Source organism: Desulfovibrio sp. JY, from assembly GCA_021730285.1.
Lineage (GTDB): Bacteria > Desulfobacterota > Desulfovibrionia > Desulfovibrionales > Desulfovibrionaceae > Solidesulfovibrio.
In genome coordinates this window covers 3,496,174-3,517,014 of the sequence record CP082962.1, presented here as the reverse complement: position 1 = coordinate 3,517,014, position 20,841 = coordinate 3,496,174, and the positions used below count along the sequence as shown (strand labels likewise).

The following is a 20,841-nucleotide window of genomic DNA, read 5'->3' as shown; positions in this document are numbered from 1 at the left end:
CTTCCCCCGGACCCCCTTTCCAAAGACTTTTCGTAATAACGGCATGTTTTCGCCAACTGTCCGTTCCATCATCACATTTAAAAGATTTAGGAAGGGGAGAGCGCGAGAGGGGAGAACCCTTTTTAAAGGGTTTCCCCTCTCGCACTGCCTTTTATTTTAAGGAGGACCCGTGGCGGCTGAGCCTAATAAAATTATTTATTCGATGATCCGCGTCAGCAAGTTTCACGACAAGAAGCCGATCATCAAGGACATCTCGCTGTCGTATTTCTACGGCGCCAAGATCGGGGTGCTGGGGCTCAACGGCGCGGGCAAATCCACGCTGCTCAGAATTCTGGCCGGGGTGGACAAGGATTTCCAGGGCGAAACCGTCCTGACCCCGGGCCACACCATCGGCTACCTGGAGCAGGACCCGCTGGTGGACGTGCAAAAGACGGTGCGCGAGGTGGTCGAGGAAGGCGTGGCCGAAACGGTGGCGCTTTTAAAGGAATTCGAGGACATCAACGCCGCCTTTGCCGAGCCCATGGACGACGACGCCATGAACGCGCTGATCGAACGCCAGGGCGAGGTCCAGGAAAAGCTCGACGCCTGCGACGCCTGGGAGCTCGACAGCAGGCTGGAGATGGCCATGGACGCCCTGCGCTGTCCGCCGCCGGACACGCCCGTGTCTGTGCTCTCGGGCGGCGAGCGTCGCCGCGTGGCGTTGTGCCGGCTGTTTCTCCAGAAGCCCGACATCATGCTCCTCGACGAGCCCACCAACCACCTGGACGCCGAAACCGTGGCCTGGATGGAGCATTTCCTGCACGGCTACCCGGGCACGGTCATCGCCGTCACCCACGACCGCTACTTCCTGGACAACGTGGCCGGCTGGATCCTGGAGCTCGATCGGGGCCGGGGCATTCCCTGGAAGGGCAACTATTCCTCGTGGCTGGAGCAGAAACAGGAACGGCTGCGCCAGGAGGAAAAGTCGGAAAGCGAGCGCCAGAAGACCCTGGCCCGCGAACTCGAGTGGGTGCGCATGTCCCCGCACGGCCGCCACGCCAAGTCCAAGGCCCGCATCACGGCCTACGAATCCCTGGCTTCCCAGGAATCCGACCGGTTGGCCAAGGATCTGGAGATCTACATTCCGCCCGGACCGCGCCTGGGCAAAAACGTCATCGAGGCCGAAGGCGTGGCCAAGGGCTTCGACGACAAGCTGCTTTTCGAGAACCTGACCTTCACCGTGCCGCGCGGAGCCATTGTCGGCATCATCGGCCCCAACGGCGCGGGCAAGACCACCATGTTCAAGCTCATAACCGGTCAGGAGACGCCTGACGCCGGGTCCTTCAAACTCGGCGAGACGGTGCAGCTGGCCTACGTGGACCAGAACCGCGAAAGCCTCGACCCGGAAAAGACCGTGTTCGAGGCCGTGGGCGAAGGCTACGACACCATCCGGCTGGGCACGAGGGACGTCAACGCCCGCGCCTATGTGGCCCGGTTCAACTTCACCGGCCAGGACCAGCAAAAGAAGGTCAAGGTGCTCTCCGGCGGCGAGAAGAATCGGCTGCACCTGGCGCTGATGCTCAAAAGCGGCGCCAACGTGCTGCTGCTCGACGAACCGACCAACGACCTGGACGTCAATACCCTGCGGGCACTGGAAGACGCGCTTTTGTCCTTTGCCGGCTCGGCCCTGGTCATCAGCCACGACCGCTGGTTTCTCGACCGCGTGGCCAGCCACATCCTGGCCTTCGATGGCGAAAGCCAGGTGGTCTTTTTCGACGGCAACTTCACGGAATACGAGGCCGACCGCAAGGCCCGCCTCGGCGCCGACGCCGACATCCCCCACCGCATCAAATACCGGCATTTCAGCCGGGCCTGAGGCTGAAGAGATGCGAGAGGGGAAACCCTTTGAAAAGGTTTTCCCCTCTCGCGCTCTCCCCTTCCTAAACTTTTTAATGGGTAGTGGCCGTAGCGATACGATGCTGTTACCGTGAGAAGTTTTTGGAGAAGGGGTCCGGGGGAGAACCTTTTTTCAAAAAGGTTCTCCCCCGGCACTCTTCCAAAAAAACTACTCCGGCGACCGAATCAACTGCACGCGGCCGATCTGCCCGTCGGTCAGGCGGACCTTGATCCCGCGCGAATGAAACGGGGACTTGGTCAGGATGTCCTTGACCACGCCTTCGGTCAGCGCGCCGGAGCGCTGGTCCTTTTTGAGCACGATGGCCACGGCGAGCCCCGGGCGGATGTCGGCGCGTTTGGTGCCGTCTGGCATGATGACGCCCCCTACGCCGGCACGAAGCGCAAAAACTTGCGCGGTTTCTCGTAGCCGTCGGCCAGGGGGGAAAGGGCTTCCATGCGCCAGCGCGGGGCAAGATAGTCCCGCACATAGTCGAGGAGCCGGAAATCGCCGCCGTCGATATATCGGGACGGATAGATGTCCCGCAGGCGTCCGGGCGTCGAGCCGAGTTCCTTGCGTATCCAGTAGATTTTCTGCACCGACACGATCAACTCCCGATCCGAAAGCCGCTCCAGGAACGCCAGGGCCGGCGCCACCCGGTTTTGCATCACAAAGGTCTTGCCGATAAATTCCACCAGCATGGCGATGTCGAATGTGCGCGAAAGCAGCGTGCAGGCCGGATCCTCGAGGTCGTGGCACTCGAAGGCCACGCCGTCGATATGAAAGTGTTCCCTTAAAAGCGAACAGCCGTCGAGGACCATGGGCTCCCGGTCCACACCCACCACCGAGGCAGCGCCGAGCCGGCGGGCCTGAAAGCTGAAAAATCCGAAATTGCAGCCGAGGTCGACCACCGTACGGCCGGCGAAATCGATGCGCGAAAAGGCGTCGAGGGTCCCGGCGTCGATGGGCTCTTTCCCTGGCACGAGAACACGAAAATCCGTGTCATACACCGTACGGTAGCGATGCTCCGGCGCGATGGCGTCGGCCAGAGCCAAAAATTCCTGAAGGGGGGGCATGCGGGCTCCGATTACAAAAGATTCACCTTTGGTAGACCAGAAAGTCCGCACAAATCAACCCGCAAGCCCGGACAGGCTGTCGGCGACCTTGGCCGCCTGCTTTGGGCCAAGGCCGGCTTTGGCCGCTATATCGGCCGGGCTGGCCGCTTTCATGGCCGCAACCGAGCCGAACGCCTCCCACAATTTTCGCGCCGTCTTGGGCCCCACTCCCGGAAGATCGAGCACCGCGCTTTGCAGTCCCGTCTTATTCCTGGCCAGGCGCTGCCGGCCGATGGAAAAATCATGGACCGCGTCGCGCACACGCTGGAGAAAAAGCAGTTCCGGCGATCCGGGCCGAAGCGCCAGCGGATTCTTGCGGCCCGGCACGTAAATGACGTCCCCCATCTCGTTTTGGCTGCGCGTGTCGCCCTTGGCGATGGACGCCAGGGCAAAGGCCCCGCCGGCTCCCGCCTCGGTCAGGGCGCGAAGGACCGCCTCGAGCTGGCCCTTGCCGCCGTCGACAAGGAGCAGGTCCGGCCACGGCGGCCCGGATGCGGCCCGTTTGGCGGCAAAGGAGGCCAGGGCCAAGTAGTCGTCGGACGTGCCCTCGAGTTCCGGGAAGGCATAGGCCCGGTAATCGCTTTTTTTGGGCGCCCCCTCCTCGAAAACCACCATCCCCACCCGCACGCCCTTGCCGCCGAGGTGCGAGACGTCCACGGCCTCGATGCGGCTAAGCGCCGCCACACCAAAGGCGGTCGCAAGCGAAGGCAGCACGTCGCGCTCGGCCGCCTTGACCGCCTCCTCGGCGGCGCGCCGGGCATTGGCCCCGGCCAGCTCCAGCAGCTTTCGCTCCTCGCGCCCGCGCGGCGCGCCCAAACGCACCGGCCCGCCCCGGCGCTCGGCCAGAATCTCGGCCAGGGCCGCACCGTCGCCCGAAGTCTCTCCGGTCGCATCGGCGACTTCGGATTCGCCGTCCGCAATGGAACCCGCGGCCGTTTGCGGGGCCAGGCTTGGCGGCACCACCACCCGGGCCGGAATGAAGCTCTCGGGCCGGTAGAACTGCACCAGGGCGCTGCCGGCCGCGCCGACCGCCTCCCCGGCCTCGATGCCCGGAAAGAAAAACGTCTTGCGGTCAAGGAGCCGCCCCTGGCGCACAAAAAGCACGCACAGCCCCACGCCGTGGTCGGTGACAGTAAAATCGGCCACGTCCATGTCGACCAGACGCGTCAGCACGGTCGCCTGCCCCTCCACCGTGCGCCGCATGGCGAAAAGAAGATCGCGAAGCCGGGCCGCCGCCTCGAAATCCAACCGTTCGGAGGCCTGCTCCATCTCCTTTTGCACGGATTTGAGCACCTCGGCCGAGCGGCCGGTCAAGAAGGCCTCCACCCGGTGCACCAACGCCATGTACGTTTCGGGCTCCACGGCCTTGACGCACGGGGCCAGGCATTGGCCGATGAAGTGGTACAGGCAGGGCCGGATGCGGTTGTTGAGGGTCTTGTCGCCGCATTTGCGCAGGGCGAACACCCGGCCGAGCTCCTTCCAGGTGGTCCGGGCCGCGGCGGCCGAGGTGAACGGACCGAAGTAGGCCGCGCCGTCGCGCACCACGCGCCGGGTGAAGGCCAGACGCGGGTAGGGCGAGCGCTTGTCGAGCTTGAACAGGATGTAGTTTTTGTCGTCCTTGAGCACCACATTGTAGCGCGGGCGGTGCTTTTTGATCAGGCTCGACTCCAGGAGCAGCGCCTCTTTTTCCGAGGCGGTCAGCAGCACCTCCACCGCCGCGATGCGCGCGACCAGGGCGATGGTCTTGACGCTGTGGCCGGCCTCGCCCCGGAAATAGGAACCGAGCCGGGCGCGCAGGTTTTTGGCCTTGCCGACGTAGAGAATTTTCCCCTTGGCGCCTTTCATAAGATAAACACCCGGGGACGTTGGGTAATTTTGAGGTACAAAATCGAACATGGAAAAGAATTCTAGTCCGGTCGCCGTCCGGACTCAAGCCCCCCTTAGCCGCAACTTGTCGCCTTGCGGCTAAGGGTCCCTTGCCCTTGGAGATAGAGGCGTGTAATACGAGGCGGACATGGACACGGCTTTGCAAAGGCGGATTTCGGTCATCGGCGCGGGGACGTGCGACGCGGCCACCTCCGAGGTGGCCCGGCGTCTTGGCGCCCTTCTGGCCGGCCGGGGATGGACCGTCGTATGCGGGGGACTTGGCGGCGTCATGACCGCCGTCTGCCAGGGCGCGCGCGAAGCCGGCGGACGCACCATCGGCATCCTTCCCGGCGACGACCCGGCAGCGGCCAATCCCTACGTCGACGTGCCCATCGTCACCGGCATTGGCATTGCGCGAAACGTGTTGGTGGTCAAAAACGGCGAAGCGGCGATAGCCGTTTCCGGCGGGGCCGGGACCCTGTCGGAAATCGGCGTGGCGCTCAAAATCGGCCGCCCGGTGGTGGCCATCGGGCACCACGCGGCCCTTTCCGGCGTCCGGCCCGCCGCCACGCCCGAGGAAGCTGTCGCGCTGACCGCTTCCCTGCTCGGCGTTGCTTGAATTTTCGGAGAAAATGGTACGTATGGAAGTTTTGTGGGCGCCTTGGCGCATGGACTACATTCTCGGACCCAAGCCGGACGCCTGCGTGTTCTGCCTGCCCGAGAACCGGGACGAAGACAGGGAACGGCTGGTGCTGGCCAGAGGGCGGCACACGTTCGTGATCATGAACAAGTTCCCCTACAACTGCGGACACTTGATGGTCACGCCGTTTCGCCACGCGAGCTGCCTGACCGAACTGACGCCCGAGGAAACCCTGGAGTTGACCCGGGGGCTGACCTATTGCACCAGGGTGATGCAGGAATCCATGCATCCCCAAGGCATCAACATCGGCCTCAACCTCGGCGAGGCGGCCGGGTCGGGCATTGCCGCCCACCTGCATTTCCAGATGGTACCCCGTTGGAACGGCGACTCCTCGTTCATGGCCGTTTTCGGGGAGACGCGGGTCGTACCGCAGCATCTGCTCTCCACCTATGACCGGCTTCTGCCTTATTTTACGGATTACCCCGCAACCGTTACGTCGTGACAAGGAGGCCTCCATGCGCGTGATCAAGGTGCTTTTCCTGCTTGCATTCTTCTTTTTCTGCATGCTGTTTTTCGTGCAGAACACGGCCATATTGGAAACCCCTTTGCTGCTGAAACTCGAGGTCTTCGGCCTCCACGCCGAAACGGCCGCGGTTCCCTTCTACGTGGTGCTCCTTTTGTCCTTTGTCGCCGGCGGCTTCTTTTGCACCCTGTATTTCCTGGCCGAGAAAGTCCGGTTGGCCTCTGCGGTGCGCAGCCTGCAAAACAAGGTCAACGCCATGGAAAAGCAGCTGGCCCAGAAAAAATCCACCGTGGCCTCTCCCCTCGTGACGCCCAACTACGCCGCCGCCACCGCCAGCACGCCGACGCTGTCCACAAGCGAGGACACGGCCGCTGCAAAAAAAGACGACGCCTAGTTCGTCGCCACCCGTTACGCCGTGGGGGAAATCAAAATGACCCCCATGCTGGAGCAGTACCTGCGCCTCAAGGGAGATCATCCCGGCGCGTTGCTGTTTTATCGCATGGGGGATTTCTATGAGATGTTTTTCGAGGACGCCGAAACGGCGGCCCGAGAACTGCAGCTGACCCTGACCTCGCGCAATCCCGAGGCGGAAAGCCCCATTCCCATGTGCGGGGTGCCGCACCAGGCCATCGAGGGCTATCTGACCCAACTGCTGGAAAAGGGGTTCAAGGTCGCGGTCTGCGACCAGATCGAGGACCCCAAGCAGGCCAAGGGGCTGGTCAAGCGGGCCGTGACCAGGGTGCTCACCCCGGGCACGGCCGTCGAGGAAGGCAACCTGCGGGCCAAGGAACACAACTTCCTGGCCGCCCTCTACTTCGACGCCGACGAACGGGCCGGCGGACTCGCCTGGGTCGATTTCTCCACCGGCGAGTGGTCGGGCCTTTTCGCCCGCGACGCCGCGCGCCTGTGGCAGTGGGCGGCAAAAATCGGCCCCCGGGAACTGCTTCTGCCCGACGGCCTGGAGCCGCCCCGCGATTTCGCCCGCGAGGGCATGCAGATCAGCCGCTTTCCCCTGCGCCCGCATTTCGATCTGAGCAGCGGCCGCGACAAGGTCTTAAAAGCCCAGGGGGTGGCCGATCTGGCCGCCCTGGACGTCGGCGACAAGCCCCAGCTGGTGCGGGCCATGGGGGCGCTCCTGACCTACCTTGCCAGCAACCAGATGCGCGACATCGGGCATCTGGCCCCCTTCAAGCCGGTCAACCTCGGCCGGCACATGCTCATCGACGAAGTGACCGAGCGCAATCTGGAGATTTTCCGCCGTCTGGACGGTCGCAAGGGCCAAGGCACGCTGTGGCATGTCCTGGACCGTACCGTCACGCCCATGGGCGGGCGGCTGCTCGAATCCTGGCTACGCCAGCCCTGGCTCGATCCCGCGCCCATCCTCGAGACCCAGGACGCGGTGGCCTGGCTGGTCGGAGACGAAGAACGCAGAACGGCCCTTCGCGAGGCGCTCGGCGGCGTCTACGACCTGGAGCGGCTGACCACGCGCATCTTTCTCAATCGGGCCGCGCCACGGGATTTCACCGCCCTGCGGCAGTCCCTTGCCGCCCTGCCGAGCCTGCGCGCCCTGGCGGCCGCTGCCGCCGAACCGCCCAAGGCGGCGAGCGACCTCCTTTCCGGCTGGGACGACCTGGACGACGCCTGCGAACTGCTTTCGCGCGCCCTGGTCGATTCGCCGCCGGTGCTGGTCACGGAGGGCGGACTTTTCAAGCCCGGCTACAACCCCGACCTCGACGAACTGATGGAGCTGACCGAGCACGGCGAGGAGCGCATCCGCCAGCTTTTGGCCGAGGAACGGGAAGGCTGCAAGCTCCCGAAGCTCAAGCTCGGCTACAACCGGGTTTTCGGCTACTATTTCGAACTGACCAAATCCGCCGGCTATCCGCCCGAGCATTTCGAGCGCCGCCAGACGCTGGCCAACTGCGAGCGCTACGTCACCCCACGGCTCAAAGAGCTCGAGGAAAAGCTCATGGCGGCCGGGGAAAAGCGCAAGACCCTCGAATACAATCTTTTCGTCGCCCTGCGCGACCACATCGCCGCGCTTCGCGACCGCATCATGGACACGGCCGCCCGCGTGGCCAGGCTCGACGTCTGGCAGGGACTGGCCGAGGCGGCGGTCGTCAACGACTGGACGCGGCCCGAATTGCGCCAGGACCTGGACATCCGCATCCGGGCCGGCCGCCATCCGGTCATCGAGGCCGTCCAGGGCGTCGGCAACTACATCCCCAACGACGTGACCCTCGACGACGCCACGCGGGTGCTGCTCATCACCGGCCCCAACATGGCCGGCAAATCCACGGTGCTGCGCCAGACCGCCATCATCGCCCTGCTGGCCCAGATCGGCTCCTTCGTGCCGGCCACCAAGGCCGAAATCGGGCTGGTCGACCGGGTGTTCTGCCGGGTCGGGGCCTCGGACAACCTGGCCCAGGGCCAGTCCACCTTCATGGTGGAGATGATGGAGACGGCCCGCATCCTGCGTCAGGCCGGCCGGCGAAGCCTCGTCATCCTGGACGAGATCGGCCGGGGCACGGCCACCTTCGACGGTCTGGCCCTGGCCTGGGCCGTGGTCGAGGATCTGTGCGGCCGTGACGACGGCCAGGGCGTGCGCACCCTTTTCGCCACCCATTACCATGAGCTGACCGCCCTGGAAGGCAGGCTGCCGCGCCTTCGAAACGCCAACATCGCGGTCAAGGAATGGAAGGGCGACATCGTCTTTTTGCGGCGACTTCTGCCCGGCCCGGCCGACCGCAGCTACGGGGTCGAGGTGGCAAGGCTTGCCGGCGTGCCCCGAAACGTGGTGCGCCGCGCCCGGCAGCTGCTCGAGGAACTGGAGCGCAGCCGCGACCCGGCCCATGCCGCGCGGGGCAACCGTGAACGGGGCCAACCCATCCTGCCCGGGCTTTTCACCGCCCCGGCTCCCACGCCCGATACGCCCCCCGAGGCCGCGGTTTCCCCACTTCTTGACGAACTCTCCCGGCTCGAACTAGACCGGATTACACCGCTTGAAGCACTCACCCTGCTGACAGACTGGAAAACCCGTTTTGGCGGCAATGCTTCCCAAGGAGACTGACCCATGCATCATTTCCAGTACCGTGGCGGCGAACTTTACGCCGAGGACGTGCCTGTCTCGACCCTTGTCGCCGCCTACGGCACGCCGCTTTACATCTATAGCGCCGCCACCCTGCGTCGCCATTTCGAAGCCTTCGATTCCGCCTTCGACGGCTTGGCGCACCTCACCTGCTTCTCGGTCAAGGCCAATTCCAACCTGGCCGTGCTGCGCACCCTCGGGGCCATGGGCGCCGGCGTGGACATCGTGTCGGGCGGGGAGCTCTACCGGGCGCTTGCCGCCGGCATCGACCCGGCCAAGATCGTCTATTCGGGCGTGGGCAAGCGGGGAAGCGAAATCGAGGAGGCGCTTGGCGCCGGCATCCTCATGTTCAACGTCGAATCCATGGGCGAACTCGAGCGCATCAGCGCCATCGCCTCGCGGCTGGGCAAAAAAGCCAGCGTCAGCCTGCGCATCAATCCCGACGTGGACCCCAAGACCCATCCCTACATTTCCACGGGGCTCAAAAAGAACAAGTTCGGCCTGGACATGGAAACATCCCTGGCCGCTTACGGCCGGGCCATGGAACTGCCGGGCGTGACGCCGGTCGGCATCGACTGCCACATCGGTTCCCAGCTCACCTCCATCGACCCCTTCCTCGAAGCCCTGGACAAGATCCTGACCTTCCGTGAAAAGCTCGTCGCCATGGGCGTCCCTCTCCGCTATCTCGATCTCGGCGGCGGACTCGGCATCCAGTACAACGAGGAGGAGCCGCCCCATCCCCGCGAGTTCGGCCAGGCGCTCACCAAGGCCCTGGGCGATCTGCCGCTGACGCTCATCCTCGAGCCGGGCCGGGTCATCGTCGGCAACGCCGGCATCCTGGTCACCGAAGTCGTGTACACCAAAAAAACGCCGAGCAAGGATTTCGTTATCGTGGACGCGGCCATGAACGACCTCATCCGGCCCTCGCTCTACGATTCCTACCACGCCATCCGCGAGGTGCGCCCGGCCGAGCGCGAGATGCTCAATGTCGACGTGGTCGGCCCCATCTGCGAATCCGGCGATTTCCTGGCCCGGGATCGGGAATTGCCGTCCGTGGCCCCGGGCGAATACCTGGCCGTCTACTCGGCCGGCGCCTATGGCTTCACCATGTCCTCCAACTACAACTCCCGCCCCCGCGCGGCCGAGGTGCTGGTGGACGGCGACACGGTGACCCTGGCCCGTCGCCGCGAGACCTACGAAGACCTGGTCGCCCTCGAACGCTAAGCCCGGGCTCCTCCCTTTTCCCGACATTCCCGGCGTCTCCCCCAGGGCGGAGACGTCCGGGAAGTCCGTAAGCGCCTCCTTGACCGGGGAGGACCGCATCATTATCCTCTGCTTTTGTGGGGAAGCCGCGTCGACGGCCCCCCTTTTTTCCAATGCCGTGAAAACGACCATCGTCCGGAGGAATACGCCGTGCATGCCGCCTTGCCCGTGCTTTTGGCCTTGCAGATCGTCTTTTGCGGCGACAGCATCACCAAGGGCTGGGAAATCAACAACCTCTTCGACCAGCCCCAGAAGGTCTACATCAACGGCGTCGACTCCTGCACCAGCGGCGATATTTTAAAGCGCATCGAGCCCATTGCCGCCAAGAAGCCGCACAAGCTTTTTTTAATGATCGGCATCAATGAAATACAGGCCCAGAACCGCATCATCGACAACTACGAGAAAATCATCAGCAAGATACAGGAAATCTCGCCCTACACGCGCATCTACGTGCAAAGCATCCTGCCCACCCGCCGCCAAGACATCGATAACGCCGACATCATCGCCACCAATGCCCGGCTCAGGGAACTGTGCGACCGGCAGAACCATTTCGTGCGCTATATCGATCTCTACGACTCCTTTGTGGCCGACGACGGCAAGCTCGGCCCCAATTTCACCAGGGACGGCATCCACCTGACGAAAAACGCCTATTCCCTCTGGAAAAAGCTCATCGTCAGCCAGATGTAACGGCGTCACGCCGTTTCGGCAGTGGCCGCCAGTGCGCAGCGAGAGACTTCCCCATGGGGTTGGCAAAGGAGGCCCGCCATGTCGCAACGTTCCGCGCCGTATGCTGTCGCCGGGAGGGAAACCATCCTTGAGACCGAAGACGCCCGTGTAACGCTTTTCACCCTCGCCCCCGGCCAGTCCATCCCGCCCCACCTCCACTCCATCGTCAGCGACACGACCTTTTGCCTGTCCGGCGCGGCCGTCCTGACGCTGCGCGATCCGCAGGAACGCCTGCGCCTTGAACCGGGCGACCGGGCCACGGTTGCGCCCGGACGGCCGCACAGCGTGGCCAATGCGGGCGATGTCCCGGTGCGCCTGCTGCTTATCCAGGGCCCCGGGACCTACGATTTCCTGCCGGTCTGACGCGGCGTCTTCCAAGCGCGACTCTTTTTTCTCGCGCTTGTCATGACAAACCCGGTCGGGATGCGTATAGGGATTCCAAACCCTCCGACATACTTCACGGATTCCCAAAGGAGATCACCATGAGCGACAAATCCAATCTGTTCCATTGCGATGAGAAGCTTCTGACCTATGACGCCGCCGTCGTTCTGGAAAAAATCGTGGACGGCCTGCGCCAGCGCAAACTCGTCGGCAACGGCGAAAACGGCCCGGTCTGCATCGACCTGCCGCTTCTGGCCAATCTGGAGATCGCGTTCAAGGAGAAGGTCAAACCCGGCAAGTCCAAACGGAAGCTCTCCATCGAGCTGGCCTGGAAGGAAGAGGAAGAAAAGCCCTCTCTGGATTAAGGGCGTAAGGCCTGTTGCAAAAATTGCGCGAGAGGGGAAATCCTTTGAAAGGGATTTCCCCTCCCTTTTTGCGCTATGCCACCCTCTGCCGTGGCAACCTGTTGAAGGGGGCCCGGGGAAAAACTTTTCGTAGGACAACGGCCCCCCGGCTCTTCCCCCCTTAGCCGCAGACAGGCTGGGGGTTCAGGATGTGTGGCGAGACCGCGCGGACCGAGGCCGTGCCGGTCAGCAGCATGGCGGCGGTGAGTTCGGCCTTGATTTTGTTGAGTAAGAAGCTCACGCCCTCGGCCCCACCGCCGAATGCGCCGACCGCCAGCGGCCGGCCGATCAGCACCGCGTCGGCCCCCAGAGCGAGGTATTTGAGCACGTCGGCCCCGGTGCGCACGCCGCCGTCGGCCAAAATCACGCCCCGGCCCTTGACCGCCCGGGCAATGGCCGGCAGCACCTCGGCCGCGCCCGGGGTGTGGTCGAGCACCCGGCCGCCGTGGTTGGAGACCACAATGCCGGCCGCGCCGGCGTCGAAGGCGACGAGCGCCTCGTCCGGGGTCATGATGCCCTTGACGATAAAGGGGAGCCTGGTGGCCCCGACCAGCTCGCGCAGCTCCGCCGGGGATTTCGGGGAAACGGGCTGGCCCTTGAGCGCCATGACCAGCAGTCCCGCGCCGTCCACGTCCATGCCGGCGGCAACGGCCCCGGCGTCCGCGGCCCGGGCGAGCATCTCCTTGACCGCATCCTGGCCGCGCGGCTTGATAAACGGGATGCCCCGGCCGCCCCGGTCACGGATGGCGGCAAGGCCGCTGCCGAAGAAGGCCGGATCGGCCCCGTCGCCGCAGGCCCCGAGCGTCCCGGCGGCGTCGGCCCCTTCGATGATCATGCGGATGAAGGCCTCCTCGGAGAGCTTGCCGCCCATGTTGTAGAGCACGCCGGTCATGGGGGCGGCCAGTACGGGCATGGAAAGTTCGCGCCCGAAAAGCGTGACGGTGGTGTCGGCGGTTTTCACCTCGTGCAAGGTGCGCATATTGAGGCGATAGCCGGACAGGGCGGCCAGGTTGGCCTTGAAGGACGACGCCGTGGCCATCCCCCCCATACCCGGGGCCTCGCCGGCACAGGCCCGACCGTCGCAGACCGGGCACACCCGGCAAAATCCCTTGAGAGCTTCCCTGGCTTTTGTACGAAGCGTCGTCAGATCCATCGTGCGCCTCCCATGGCAGAAAGTATTACGGACCGCGCCCCGGCGGTCCGGCCAGCAGCCGTCCTACCCCGGTGGACATGCGGCGGCAACCCTTTCAGGCAAAGGCTTGCGGGCAGGCGCTCCCCCGGCTATCCAACGGAAGACGGCGGTTTTTTCACGTGACTTGGCCTTTGTCCCCATGGTAAGCGCCACCTGCGAATGCGGCGATTACGCCGCTTTTTCAAAGCCAGAAACGAGGAGCCTATGCGGCCGACTATCGCCTGTGCGGCGTTTGCATTGTGCATTGGGCTTTGCGCCTGCTCCGGAGGGGACAAGGATTCCTTCCGCAATGTCGATCATGATAGAAACGGCGCGATTTCCTACGAGGAATTGCTGTTCGTCTTCCCCGACGTCACCCCGGATGTCTTTTCCAAGCTGGACGCCGACGGCAGCGGCGGTCTGTCCGAAGCGGAATACAAGGCCTTCCTGAAGGGCGACGCGACCGCCGCCGGCAAGAAGGCCGCCGGGACCCCGGCCGCGCCCAAGGGGCAGGCGCGCCCCGGCGTCTCCGAGCCGTCGGCCACGCCGCTCAAGGGCGAGGATGTCATCGAAATCCCGGCCCCCGGCCTCGAGCAAAAGGCCAAGTCCAAGCCCGAAAAGGGGAAAAAGGAAGCCAAGGAGCAAAAGTCCCGGCCGGACGCCGCCAGGACCGAACCGACCCAGTATACCGTGCAGCGCGGGGATACCTTGACGCGCATCGCCCATACCTTCGGTGTGACGGTGGAGGACATCGTGCGGGCCAACGGCAGCATGAATCCGGATACCCTGCGCGACGGACAGACGCTGACCATTCCGCCCCGCCAGTAACTGCAGACGGCCGGCGAACGACAGGATCAAGATCATGCTGCGAGTGCTGCGAATCGTTGTGACGACGTTTGTGCTGCTGGCCGTGGCCGGGGCGGCAAGCGCCCTGACCAGGGAGGAAATCCTCCAGCGACGTCTGGAGAAGATGCGTCAGGCCGAACCGGTCATGCATACCGAGGAGCAGCAGCGCCAGGAACAAAACGAGCGCAATGCGGCCGCGGTTGCCGTTCAACCGGCCAGAACCGACGACGCGCCCCTGCCCATCCCCGATCCTGTACGGCGACCCTCGCCCGATCCGCGCGGCGGACTGTGGCAAAACAAACCGGCCCAAGCGCCAGCCAAGGCGTCCGCTCCGACGACCAGCGCGCCCCAACAGGCCGCAAATCCCCCGGCGCGCCCCCAATCGCCCCAGGCCACCCTGCCTCCGCCGCCGGCCCCGTCCCTGCCGGCAGAGCAGCCCAAGGCACAGCCCAACCGACAGACTCCGGCCCGCGATCCGGCGTCCGCCGCCTCCCTGGCCGCCATGGCAGCCAAGGCCGCATCCGCCGGCAACCAGCAGACGGCCCTCACCATGATCAACGAGGCCGTGGAAGCCGATCCGTCGAACCCGAACCTTTTCAACAACCGCGCCAACATCTTAAGCAACATGGGCCGGCTCAAGGACGCCCTGCCCGATTACGACCGGGCCATCTCCATGAAGGCGACCGACCCCGCCTACTTCACCAACCGGGGCTATGCCCACGAACGCCTCGGCAACGAGGGTCGGACCTGCGCGGACTACAAAAAGGCCTGCGATCTGGGCGACTGCGAATTCTACAAGAGCTACAAGGCCGAAGGCCACTGCAAGTAGCCAAGCCGTAGCGTCCGTTCGCCAAACGCCTTTCCGGCGGGTGGACGGACGCTACGCTTCGAAGCCCTGCCCGTCGCCGCCCGGCACGACAGGCCGTCCCCGCCAAAACCGCACCAGATCCTCGGGCTCCTCGCGTTCGCGCAGCACATTGAACCGCCCCTGGCGATAGCCCAGTATTCGGGGCATCTGGCGGCTGTTGTAGCGCGACCACATGGCCAGGGTGTAGGCCCCGACGTCGTGGATCGCCACGAGATCGCCGGGCGCGACGTCCGGCAGCTTCGCCTGCCAGACCGGAAAATCCCCCGAGAAGCACAGCGGCCCGGCCAGATGCCACGTGCCGCGCTCCCCGCCTTTGTCCCGACCGTCCGGGGAAAGAAGCGTCACACCGTGGGTCCAGAGATCCGGGTTGTAGCATTCGCGCACGAACATGTCCGCGCCAAGGTGCAGCACGGCCGTGTTGTGCCCGGGCTGGCGCTTGACGTACTCCACGCGGCTGACTGCCAGGCCGCAGGGCGCGTGGAGAAAACGGCCGAATTCCGTGACCAGGTCGAACTGCCCCGAAAAAAGTCCCGGGCACCTTTCCGCCAGCGCCGCCGCATACACGCCCGGCATCGGCGGATCGTCCGTATCGCAGTAGGCCACGGGCAGGCCGCCGCCGAGATCGAAGCGGCGCACCCGGCGCGTCCCCAGCCTGGCGTTGATTTCCAAGGCCAGGTCGTAGATCGCGCCCACCCCGGCCACCAGCATCTCCAGCGAACAGCCCTGGGAGCCGATGTGCACATGGAGTCCTTCCAGCCAGGGGTGACGCGCGAAGGCGGCCAAAATGGCCTCGCGGTCGGCCAGGGGCACGCCGAATTTCGAATAGACCCCAGCCACGCTCGTTGCCTTGATGCGGCCAAGGCCCACCTGGGGGTTGACGCGAAGCCCGGCCCGGGGCGCGCGGCCAAGGGATGCGCCAAGCGTCTCCAACCGCTCCACTTCCTCCAGGTTGTCGGCATTGACGGCAAGGCCCAGGGAGACGGCGAACCGCAGTTCCTCAAGCGTCTTGGCCGGGGAATCGAACACGATGCGGTCGGCCGGGAAACCGGCCTCCAGGGCGAGTTCGACCTCCGGCAGGGATGCTGCCTCGGCCCCGGCCCCAAGCCCGGCCAGAAAGGCCAGGACCGGCGGCAACGGGTTGGCCTTGACCGCCGCAGCGGCCAGGGTGGCCGGGCCAAAGGCCGCCGTCACCTCGCCCAGCCGACGTTCCAGCATATCCAGGTCGTGAAACACCACAGCCGTGTCCGCCTCCCGGATCATGCCGGCGGCAAGGGCTTTTTCCACCAGTTCCATCGCGCAAACCCCAAAACGTTTAAAAGCTAGCGCAACAGCCACCAGCCCGAGGCGGCCAGCCCCACAAGGGCCGCCGGAATGCCCACCCGGGCATGTTCCCAAAAGCCCAGGCGCACCCCGAGCTCTTCGGCCTGACCGGCCACGATCAGGTTGGCGATGCTCCCCGGCAGCAGCAGGTTGCCGGCCAGGGTGCTCGAAACGGCGAGCAGGGTGGCCTGCCCCGGACTGTCGTGTCCCGGCAGCAGGAGCATCACCGCCGGCACGTTGGAGACCACATTGGAAAGCGCTGCGGTGACGGCATAGAGCCAGGCCGGACGTCCCAAATCGATGCCCCAGGTCAGAAGGCCCCGGTGCAGGTCGTCCAGGAATCCCGCCGCCGCCACCTCTTTATTGACCACGAACAGGCCGAGAAAAAGCAGCAGCAACTGCCAGTCGACGAGCGCCAGCGTTTCCCGGGAGGCCATGCGCCGGCTGAGAAGCAAGGCCCCGGCGCAGGCCAGGGCCACGTTCTCCCGGGGCACACCGCCCCAGACGAAGGCGGCCAGACACACGGCCAGGGCGGCCAGCCCCTTGGCCGACTGCCACGGATTCCAGGCGGGAGCGTCGACGCGAAGGGAAATCACCGGCCCGGCGAATCGTCCCCGCCAAGCCCACACGGTAAAGCCCCAGGCCACGACCAGGGAAACGGCCACACAGGGCCAGACCTCCGCCGCATAGCCGGAAAAGGACAGGCGAGCGACCTGTCCGAGCAGCATGTTTTGCGGGTTGCCAATCAAGGTGCCCGCCGAACCGATGTTGGCGGCCATGGCCACCCCGATGAGGTACGGCAGCGGATTGAGTCCCCGGCCCCGGGTCGCCTCGACCACGATGGGGGCCATGGCCAGACAGACGATGTCGTTGGCCAGAAACGCCGAAAGGACAGCCACGGCGAGCATGATCCGGGCGAGCAGCCCGACCGGGGAAGCGGCGGCGGTGACCAGGGAACGGCTGACAGCCGTGTAGAAGCCGCCGAGGCGCAACTGGGCGGAGACGACCATGAGACCGAACAACAGGGCCAAGGTCGGCACGTCGGCCGCGTTCCAGGCCGCCTGGACCGGCATGAGCCCGCTGGCGACCAGCACGATGGCCCCGAGCACGGCCGCGCCGCAACGGTCCAAGGCCAATCCCGGCAGTCGGCCCAATGCCATGGCGGCATAGACCAGCAGAAAAACACAAACAACAACGACCCGCATGTATGATGTGGTGTGAAAAGAAAGTGCGAGAGGGGAAACCCTTTAAAAAGGGTTCTCCCCTCTCGCGCTCTCCCCTTCCTAAAGTTTATAATGGGACTACAGGTACTAACTAAGACCTTACATTATACTATTAAAGTCTTTTGAAAGGGGGTCTGGGGGAAAACTTTTCTTCAGAAAAGTTTTCCCCCAGTCTCTTTTAAAAGCCCCTTACTTGCCAAGCAGGATGGCGTTGTTGGGGTGTTCCCCAAGCCATTGCACCTTGCCCGAATCGATGTCGTAAAGAGCGCCCACGACCTTCACCTTGCCGGCGGCGGCCATCTTCTTGATCAGCGGGCTTTTGGCGTAGACGTCGCTTATGGCCTGCCACACGTTGGCCTCGATGGACTTTGCGATGAGCTCATCGGTGTCGGCCGTGGCGAAACGAGCCTTGACGCCCTTGACCGCCGGCACGATGGGGGCCACCAGCTTGCCGATATTTTCCGTGACCGGCTCGTTTTTGACTACCGCCGACACCGCGCCGCACTTGGTGTGCCCCATGACCACGATGAGCGGTATGCCGAGGTGCTCGGCCCCGTATTCCATGGTGCCGATCTCGTCGGTGGCGGCGACGTTGCCGGCCACGCGCACCGCGAAGAGATCGCCCACGCCCTGGTCGAAGACCACCTCGACCGGCACGCGGGAATCGGAGCAGGAAAGCACTGTGGCAAAGGGGTGCTGGCCGCCGGTCGCGGTCTCGTGACGCCGGGCGGCGTCACGGCGCGGCGCGACGCTGGCCTTGGCCACGTAGCGGTCGTTGCCTTCCTTGAGCTTGGCCAGGGCCTCGTCCGAAGTCAGCCCCGGGCCGGCCGAAGAGGCCAGGGCCAGGGCGCAGGTCGCGGCCATCAACACCGCCGCAACGATTGCGGCAAAAGAACGTTTCATCATGTATCCTCCCGGGGAATAAAGATGCAGAGCCTTACGATAGCACAATAACGCCTGCGGTCAAAACAAAACGAAGCGTTCCCCTGGCCGGGACCCGCGTCACGAGGCGTCCAGCTCGAGCCCCACCGGGCAATGGTCCGAGCCCATGACAGCGGAGTCGATCCAGGCCCGGCGCACCTTGCCGCGCAGTTCCTCGGACACGAAAAAATAATCGATGCGCCACCCGACGTTGCGATCGCGCGCCTTGAAGCGATAGTCCCACCAGGTATAGTGCCCGCCTTCCGGCTCGAACATTCGGAAGGTGTCCACGTAGCCGGCGGCGACGAAACGGTCGAGCCAGGCGCGCTCCTCGGGCAAAAAACCAGACGTCTTCTCGTTGGACTTGGCGTTTTTGAGGTCCAGGGCGGTATGGGCGGTATTAAAGTCGCCGCAGACCACAATGGGCTTTTTTTGGCGCAAGGTTTCGGCATGGGCCAGGAAGGCATCGTAATAGCCGAGCTTGTAGGCCAAACGGTCGGGACCGCGCCCGCCATTGGGAAAATAGACGTTGAAGAAATAAAACTCCTCGAATTCCATCTGGATCAGCCGGCCTTCCCCGACGTAGGTCGTATCCGGCAATTCCCGGCCGATGTCGTGGGGCTCGACGCGGTAGAAACAGCCCACCCCGGAATAGCCTTTTTTGACGGTGGAGCTGGACCACACCGTACGGTAGACGTCCGTGCCGCCGAAATCCGCTTCATGCCCGGGCTGGATCTTGGATTCCTGGATGCCGACCACATCCGCGCCACAGCCCGAAAGCCAGTCCCAGAAATTCTTCTGCACCACGGCCCGCAGTCCGTTTACATTCCAACTCATCAAGATCATATGGTAAACTCAACCTCCTCAGCGGATTGGGGCCTGTCGTCGCCGTCATGCATCATGGTCAAAAACGCCTTGGCACACGTCGGACAAAATTGCTGCCCGGCTTCTTTTTTAATGATGCCAAGTGCTTTGGCAAGCGGCATTCCTTTTCTGTAGGGCCGATCCGTGGTCATGGCGTCGAAGGCGTCGGCAATGGCGATAACCCGCGCGCCCAGCGGGATGTCCTCGCCCATGATGGCCGTGGGATAACCATGGCCGTCCCAGCGCTCGTGGTGCAGGAGAATCAGCGGCAACACCGGTGTCAACGAGACGATGGGACGCAGGATTTCCGCGCCGATGATGGCGTGCTCCTGGATCTTGGCATATTCCTCGGGGGTGAGCCTGCCAGGCTTTAAGAGCACGGCGTCGCGCACGCCGATCTTGCCGATGTCGTGGAGGTTAGCCGCGATCTCCAGTTCCCGCAGCTCCCGGTCGCCAAGCGCCATGGCCCGGCCCAGGCGCATGGCCATGCGCGACACGCGGGCCGTATGGCCCTTGGTGTATTCGTCACGGGCCTCGAGGGCCGTAATGAGGGCCGACATGCTGGCCAGGACGTGCTCGTGTTCTTTTTTGATGTGCCGATAGCTCTCGGTCAGCAATTGTTCCACCACGAGCTGCATTTTTTCCACATCGAAGGGCTTGACGAAATAGCGCGAGATGCCGAGGCGCTCACCGCGCAGGATGTCGCTTTGCCGGTCGCGGCCGCTCATCATCACGACCAGAGTGTTGCGCAGGTCGGGCTCGTCGCGCAGCTTCTCGCAAAGCGTGTAGCCATCCATCTCCGGCATTTCGATGTCGGTGACCACCACGTCGGGTAGGTGTTCCTTGGCCAGCTGAAGAGCGCTTAAGCCGTTGTCGGCGGTCAACACGCAATGCCCGCCCTTGATGAAGCTGTGGCGCAAAAGCTCCCGGATAAGCTTGTTGTCGTCGGCGACCAGAATCTTGTTGTGGCGTTTGCGCTCGACCAGATCCAAATGTTCCGACACCTTGGCCGCCAGCATCTCCGGGGTGAAGGCCTTGAGCAGATAGTCGTCGGCGCCGCAATTGAAGGCCGTTTCCATGTCGAGGCTGCTGTCGCTGCTCGAGAGGATGATGACCGGCAGATAGCGCCCCGGGTTGTCCTCCTTGATCTGGCGGCACAAATCGAGGCCGGACAGCCCCGGCAACAGCACGCTTGTGAGCACGAGCTCGAAGTCGTGCTTGCGGCAAAAGGCCAGGGCCTGCTCGGCGTTGTGTGCGGGTACCACGCCAAAGCCGGCCGGAGTGAGCGCCGCGCGCACCACGTGGAGCAGCGTCTTGCCGGCGTCCACAAAAAGGATCGACCGGCGCGACGAGACGCTTTGTTGCGGCCTTTTCTGGATCTCCAGCAACACGTCGGTAAGGTTCATGCGGTTGACGGGATAGATGTCCCGGCCGGCAGGAACGGGCGCGGCGACGTCGTCTTCGCTTCCGACGTCGAAGGGGCGCAGGCAAAGGATGGGGATAAGCTTGCCCGCCGCGTTGGCCGCCTCCCGGATACGCTCGATCAGCGCGGCGCTGTCGCAGTTGATATAGGAGTCCTGGATCAGGACAGCGTCGGGCGTGGGATTGCTCAGGGAAAGGGAAACCTCGCCGTCCTCGGGAGAGGCGAAAGCGTACTCGATGCCGGCCGTCAAATAAATCTTGGACAGAAACGCCCGATAAAAGACGATGTCGATGATATTTACGACGCGCATCAACGACTCCCGGGCG

20 protein-coding genes are annotated in these 20,841 nt (G+C 64.2%); 11 read left to right on the top strand and 9 right to left on the bottom strand.

What is annotated here, in order from left to right; all coding sequences use genetic code 11:
- Window positions 1–169 precede the first annotated feature (169 nt).
- Window positions 170–1,855 (top strand): energy-dependent translational throttle protein EttA, encoded by a 1,686-nt coding sequence (gene ettA, locus K9F62_15685; GenBank protein ID UJX40130.1) that lies wholly within the window; start codon window positions 170–172, stop codon window positions 1,853–1,855.
- A 189-nt stretch (window positions 1,856–2,044) separates the two neighbouring features.
- Here ettA and K9F62_15680 read toward each other — a convergent pair whose 3' ends face one another.
- Genes K9F62_15680 through uvrC form a run of 3 tightly spaced genes read right to left on the bottom strand, consistent with a single transcriptional unit; the run spans window position 2,045 to window position 4,884 of the window.
- A complete protein-coding gene (locus K9F62_15680) occupies window positions 2,045–2,248 on the bottom strand; it encodes a YwbE family protein (protein ID UJX40129.1) in 204 nt (67 codons plus the stop codon).
- 11 nt (window positions 2,249–2,259) lie between these two features.
- Window positions 2,260–2,949, bottom strand: a complete 690-nt coding sequence (locus tag K9F62_15675; GenBank protein UJX40128.1) for a class I SAM-dependent methyltransferase — start codon at window positions 2,947–2,949, stop codon at window positions 2,260–2,262.
- Between the two features lie 54 nt (window positions 2,950–3,003).
- On the bottom strand, window positions 3,004–4,884 hold the full coding sequence (uvrC, locus tag K9F62_15670; protein UJX40127.1) for an excinuclease ABC subunit UvrC: 1,881 nt from the start codon (window positions 4,882–4,884) through the stop codon (window positions 3,004–3,006).
- 118 nt (window positions 4,885–5,002) lie between these two features.
- Here uvrC and K9F62_15665 point away from each other — a divergent pair, with 118 nt between their 5' ends.
- From K9F62_15665 to K9F62_15630, 8 genes are all read left to right on the top strand, one after another.
- Window positions 5,003–5,473: a TIGR00725 family protein gene (locus tag K9F62_15665; protein ID UJX40126.1), complete on the top strand. Its 471-nt coding sequence runs from the start codon at window positions 5,003–5,005 to the stop codon at window positions 5,471–5,473.
- A 22-nt stretch (window positions 5,474–5,495) separates the two neighbouring features.
- Complete coding sequence (locus tag K9F62_15660; GenBank protein UJX40125.1) at window positions 5,496–5,996, top strand: HIT domain-containing protein; 501 nt, start codon at window positions 5,496–5,498, stop codon at window positions 5,994–5,996.
- Between the two features lie 13 nt (window positions 5,997–6,009).
- Window positions 6,010–6,411: a LapA family protein gene (locus K9F62_15655; GenBank protein UJX40124.1), complete on the top strand. Its 402-nt coding sequence runs from the start codon at window positions 6,010–6,012 to the stop codon at window positions 6,409–6,411.
- Between the two features lie 36 nt (window positions 6,412–6,447).
- A complete protein-coding gene (gene mutS / locus K9F62_15650) occupies window positions 6,448–9,087 on the top strand; it encodes a DNA mismatch repair protein MutS (protein UJX40123.1) in 2,640 nt (879 codons plus the stop codon).
- Between the two features lie 3 nt (window positions 9,088–9,090).
- Window positions 9,091–10,329 carry a diaminopimelate decarboxylase gene (gene lysA / locus K9F62_15645; GenBank protein UJX40122.1) on the top strand — a complete coding sequence of 413 codons (1,239 nt, stop codon included), beginning with the start codon at window positions 9,091–9,093 and terminating at the stop codon, window positions 10,327–10,329.
- Window positions 10,330–10,518: 189 nt separating this feature from the next.
- Entirely contained in the window at window positions 10,519–11,055 is a 537-nt protein-coding gene (locus K9F62_15640; protein UJX40121.1) for a lysophospholipase, read from the top strand.
- 78 nt (window positions 11,056–11,133) lie between these two features.
- Window positions 11,134–11,457: a cupin domain-containing protein gene (locus K9F62_15635; protein ID UJX40120.1), complete on the top strand. Its 324-nt coding sequence runs from the start codon at window positions 11,134–11,136 to the stop codon at window positions 11,455–11,457.
- A gap of 119 nt (window positions 11,458–11,576) precedes the next feature.
- Window positions 11,577–11,840, top strand: coding sequence for an amphi-Trp domain-containing protein (locus tag K9F62_15630; GenBank protein ID UJX40119.1), 264 nt, complete (start codon window positions 11,577–11,579; stop codon window positions 11,838–11,840).
- 160 nt (window positions 11,841–12,000) lie between these two features.
- Here K9F62_15630 and K9F62_15625 read toward each other — a convergent pair whose 3' ends face one another.
- Window positions 12,001–13,032, bottom strand: coding sequence for an alpha-hydroxy-acid oxidizing protein (locus K9F62_15625; GenBank protein UJX40118.1), 1,032 nt, complete (start codon window positions 13,030–13,032; stop codon window positions 12,001–12,003).
- A gap of 243 nt (window positions 13,033–13,275) precedes the next feature.
- Here K9F62_15625 and K9F62_15620 point away from each other — a divergent pair, with 243 nt between their 5' ends.
- Window positions 13,276–13,878 carry a LysM peptidoglycan-binding domain-containing protein gene (locus K9F62_15620; protein UJX40117.1) on the top strand — a complete coding sequence of 201 codons (603 nt, stop codon included), beginning with the start codon at window positions 13,276–13,278 and terminating at the stop codon, window positions 13,876–13,878.
- Window positions 13,879–13,912: 34 nt separating this feature from the next.
- Window positions 13,913–14,725 (top strand): tetratricopeptide repeat protein, encoded by an 813-nt coding sequence (locus tag K9F62_15615; GenBank protein ID UJX40116.1) that lies wholly within the window; start codon window positions 13,913–13,915, stop codon window positions 14,723–14,725.
- 51 nt (window positions 14,726–14,776) lie between these two features.
- Here the strand turns inward: K9F62_15615 and K9F62_15610 are convergent, their stop codons facing one another.
- From K9F62_15610 to K9F62_15590, 5 genes are all read right to left on the bottom strand, one after another.
- The gene (locus K9F62_15610; GenBank protein ID UJX40115.1) at window positions 14,777–16,057 is read right to left on the bottom strand and encodes a diaminopimelate decarboxylase; all 1,281 of its coding nucleotides are present in this window, start codon (window positions 16,055–16,057) and stop codon (window positions 14,777–14,779) included.
- Window positions 16,058–16,083: 26 nt separating this feature from the next.
- A complete protein-coding gene (locus K9F62_15605) occupies window positions 16,084–17,289 on the bottom strand; it encodes a DUF1646 family protein (GenBank protein UJX40114.1) in 1,206 nt (401 codons plus the stop codon).
- 207 nt (window positions 17,290–17,496) lie between these two features.
- Window positions 17,497–18,210, bottom strand: coding sequence for a carbonic anhydrase (locus K9F62_15600; protein ID UJX43226.1), 714 nt, complete (start codon window positions 18,208–18,210; stop codon window positions 17,497–17,499).
- 99 nt (window positions 18,211–18,309) lie between these two features.
- Complete coding sequence (gene xth / locus K9F62_15595) at window positions 18,310–19,074, bottom strand: exodeoxyribonuclease III (GenBank protein ID UJX40113.1); 765 nt, start codon at window positions 19,072–19,074, stop codon at window positions 18,310–18,312.
- On the bottom strand, window positions 19,071–20,825 hold the full coding sequence (locus K9F62_15590; protein UJX40112.1) for a response regulator: 1,755 nt from the start codon (window positions 20,823–20,825) through the stop codon (window positions 19,071–19,073). Before K9F62_15590 ends, xth begins: the two co-directional genes overlap by 4 nt.
- Window positions 20,826–20,841: the final 16 nt, after the last annotated feature.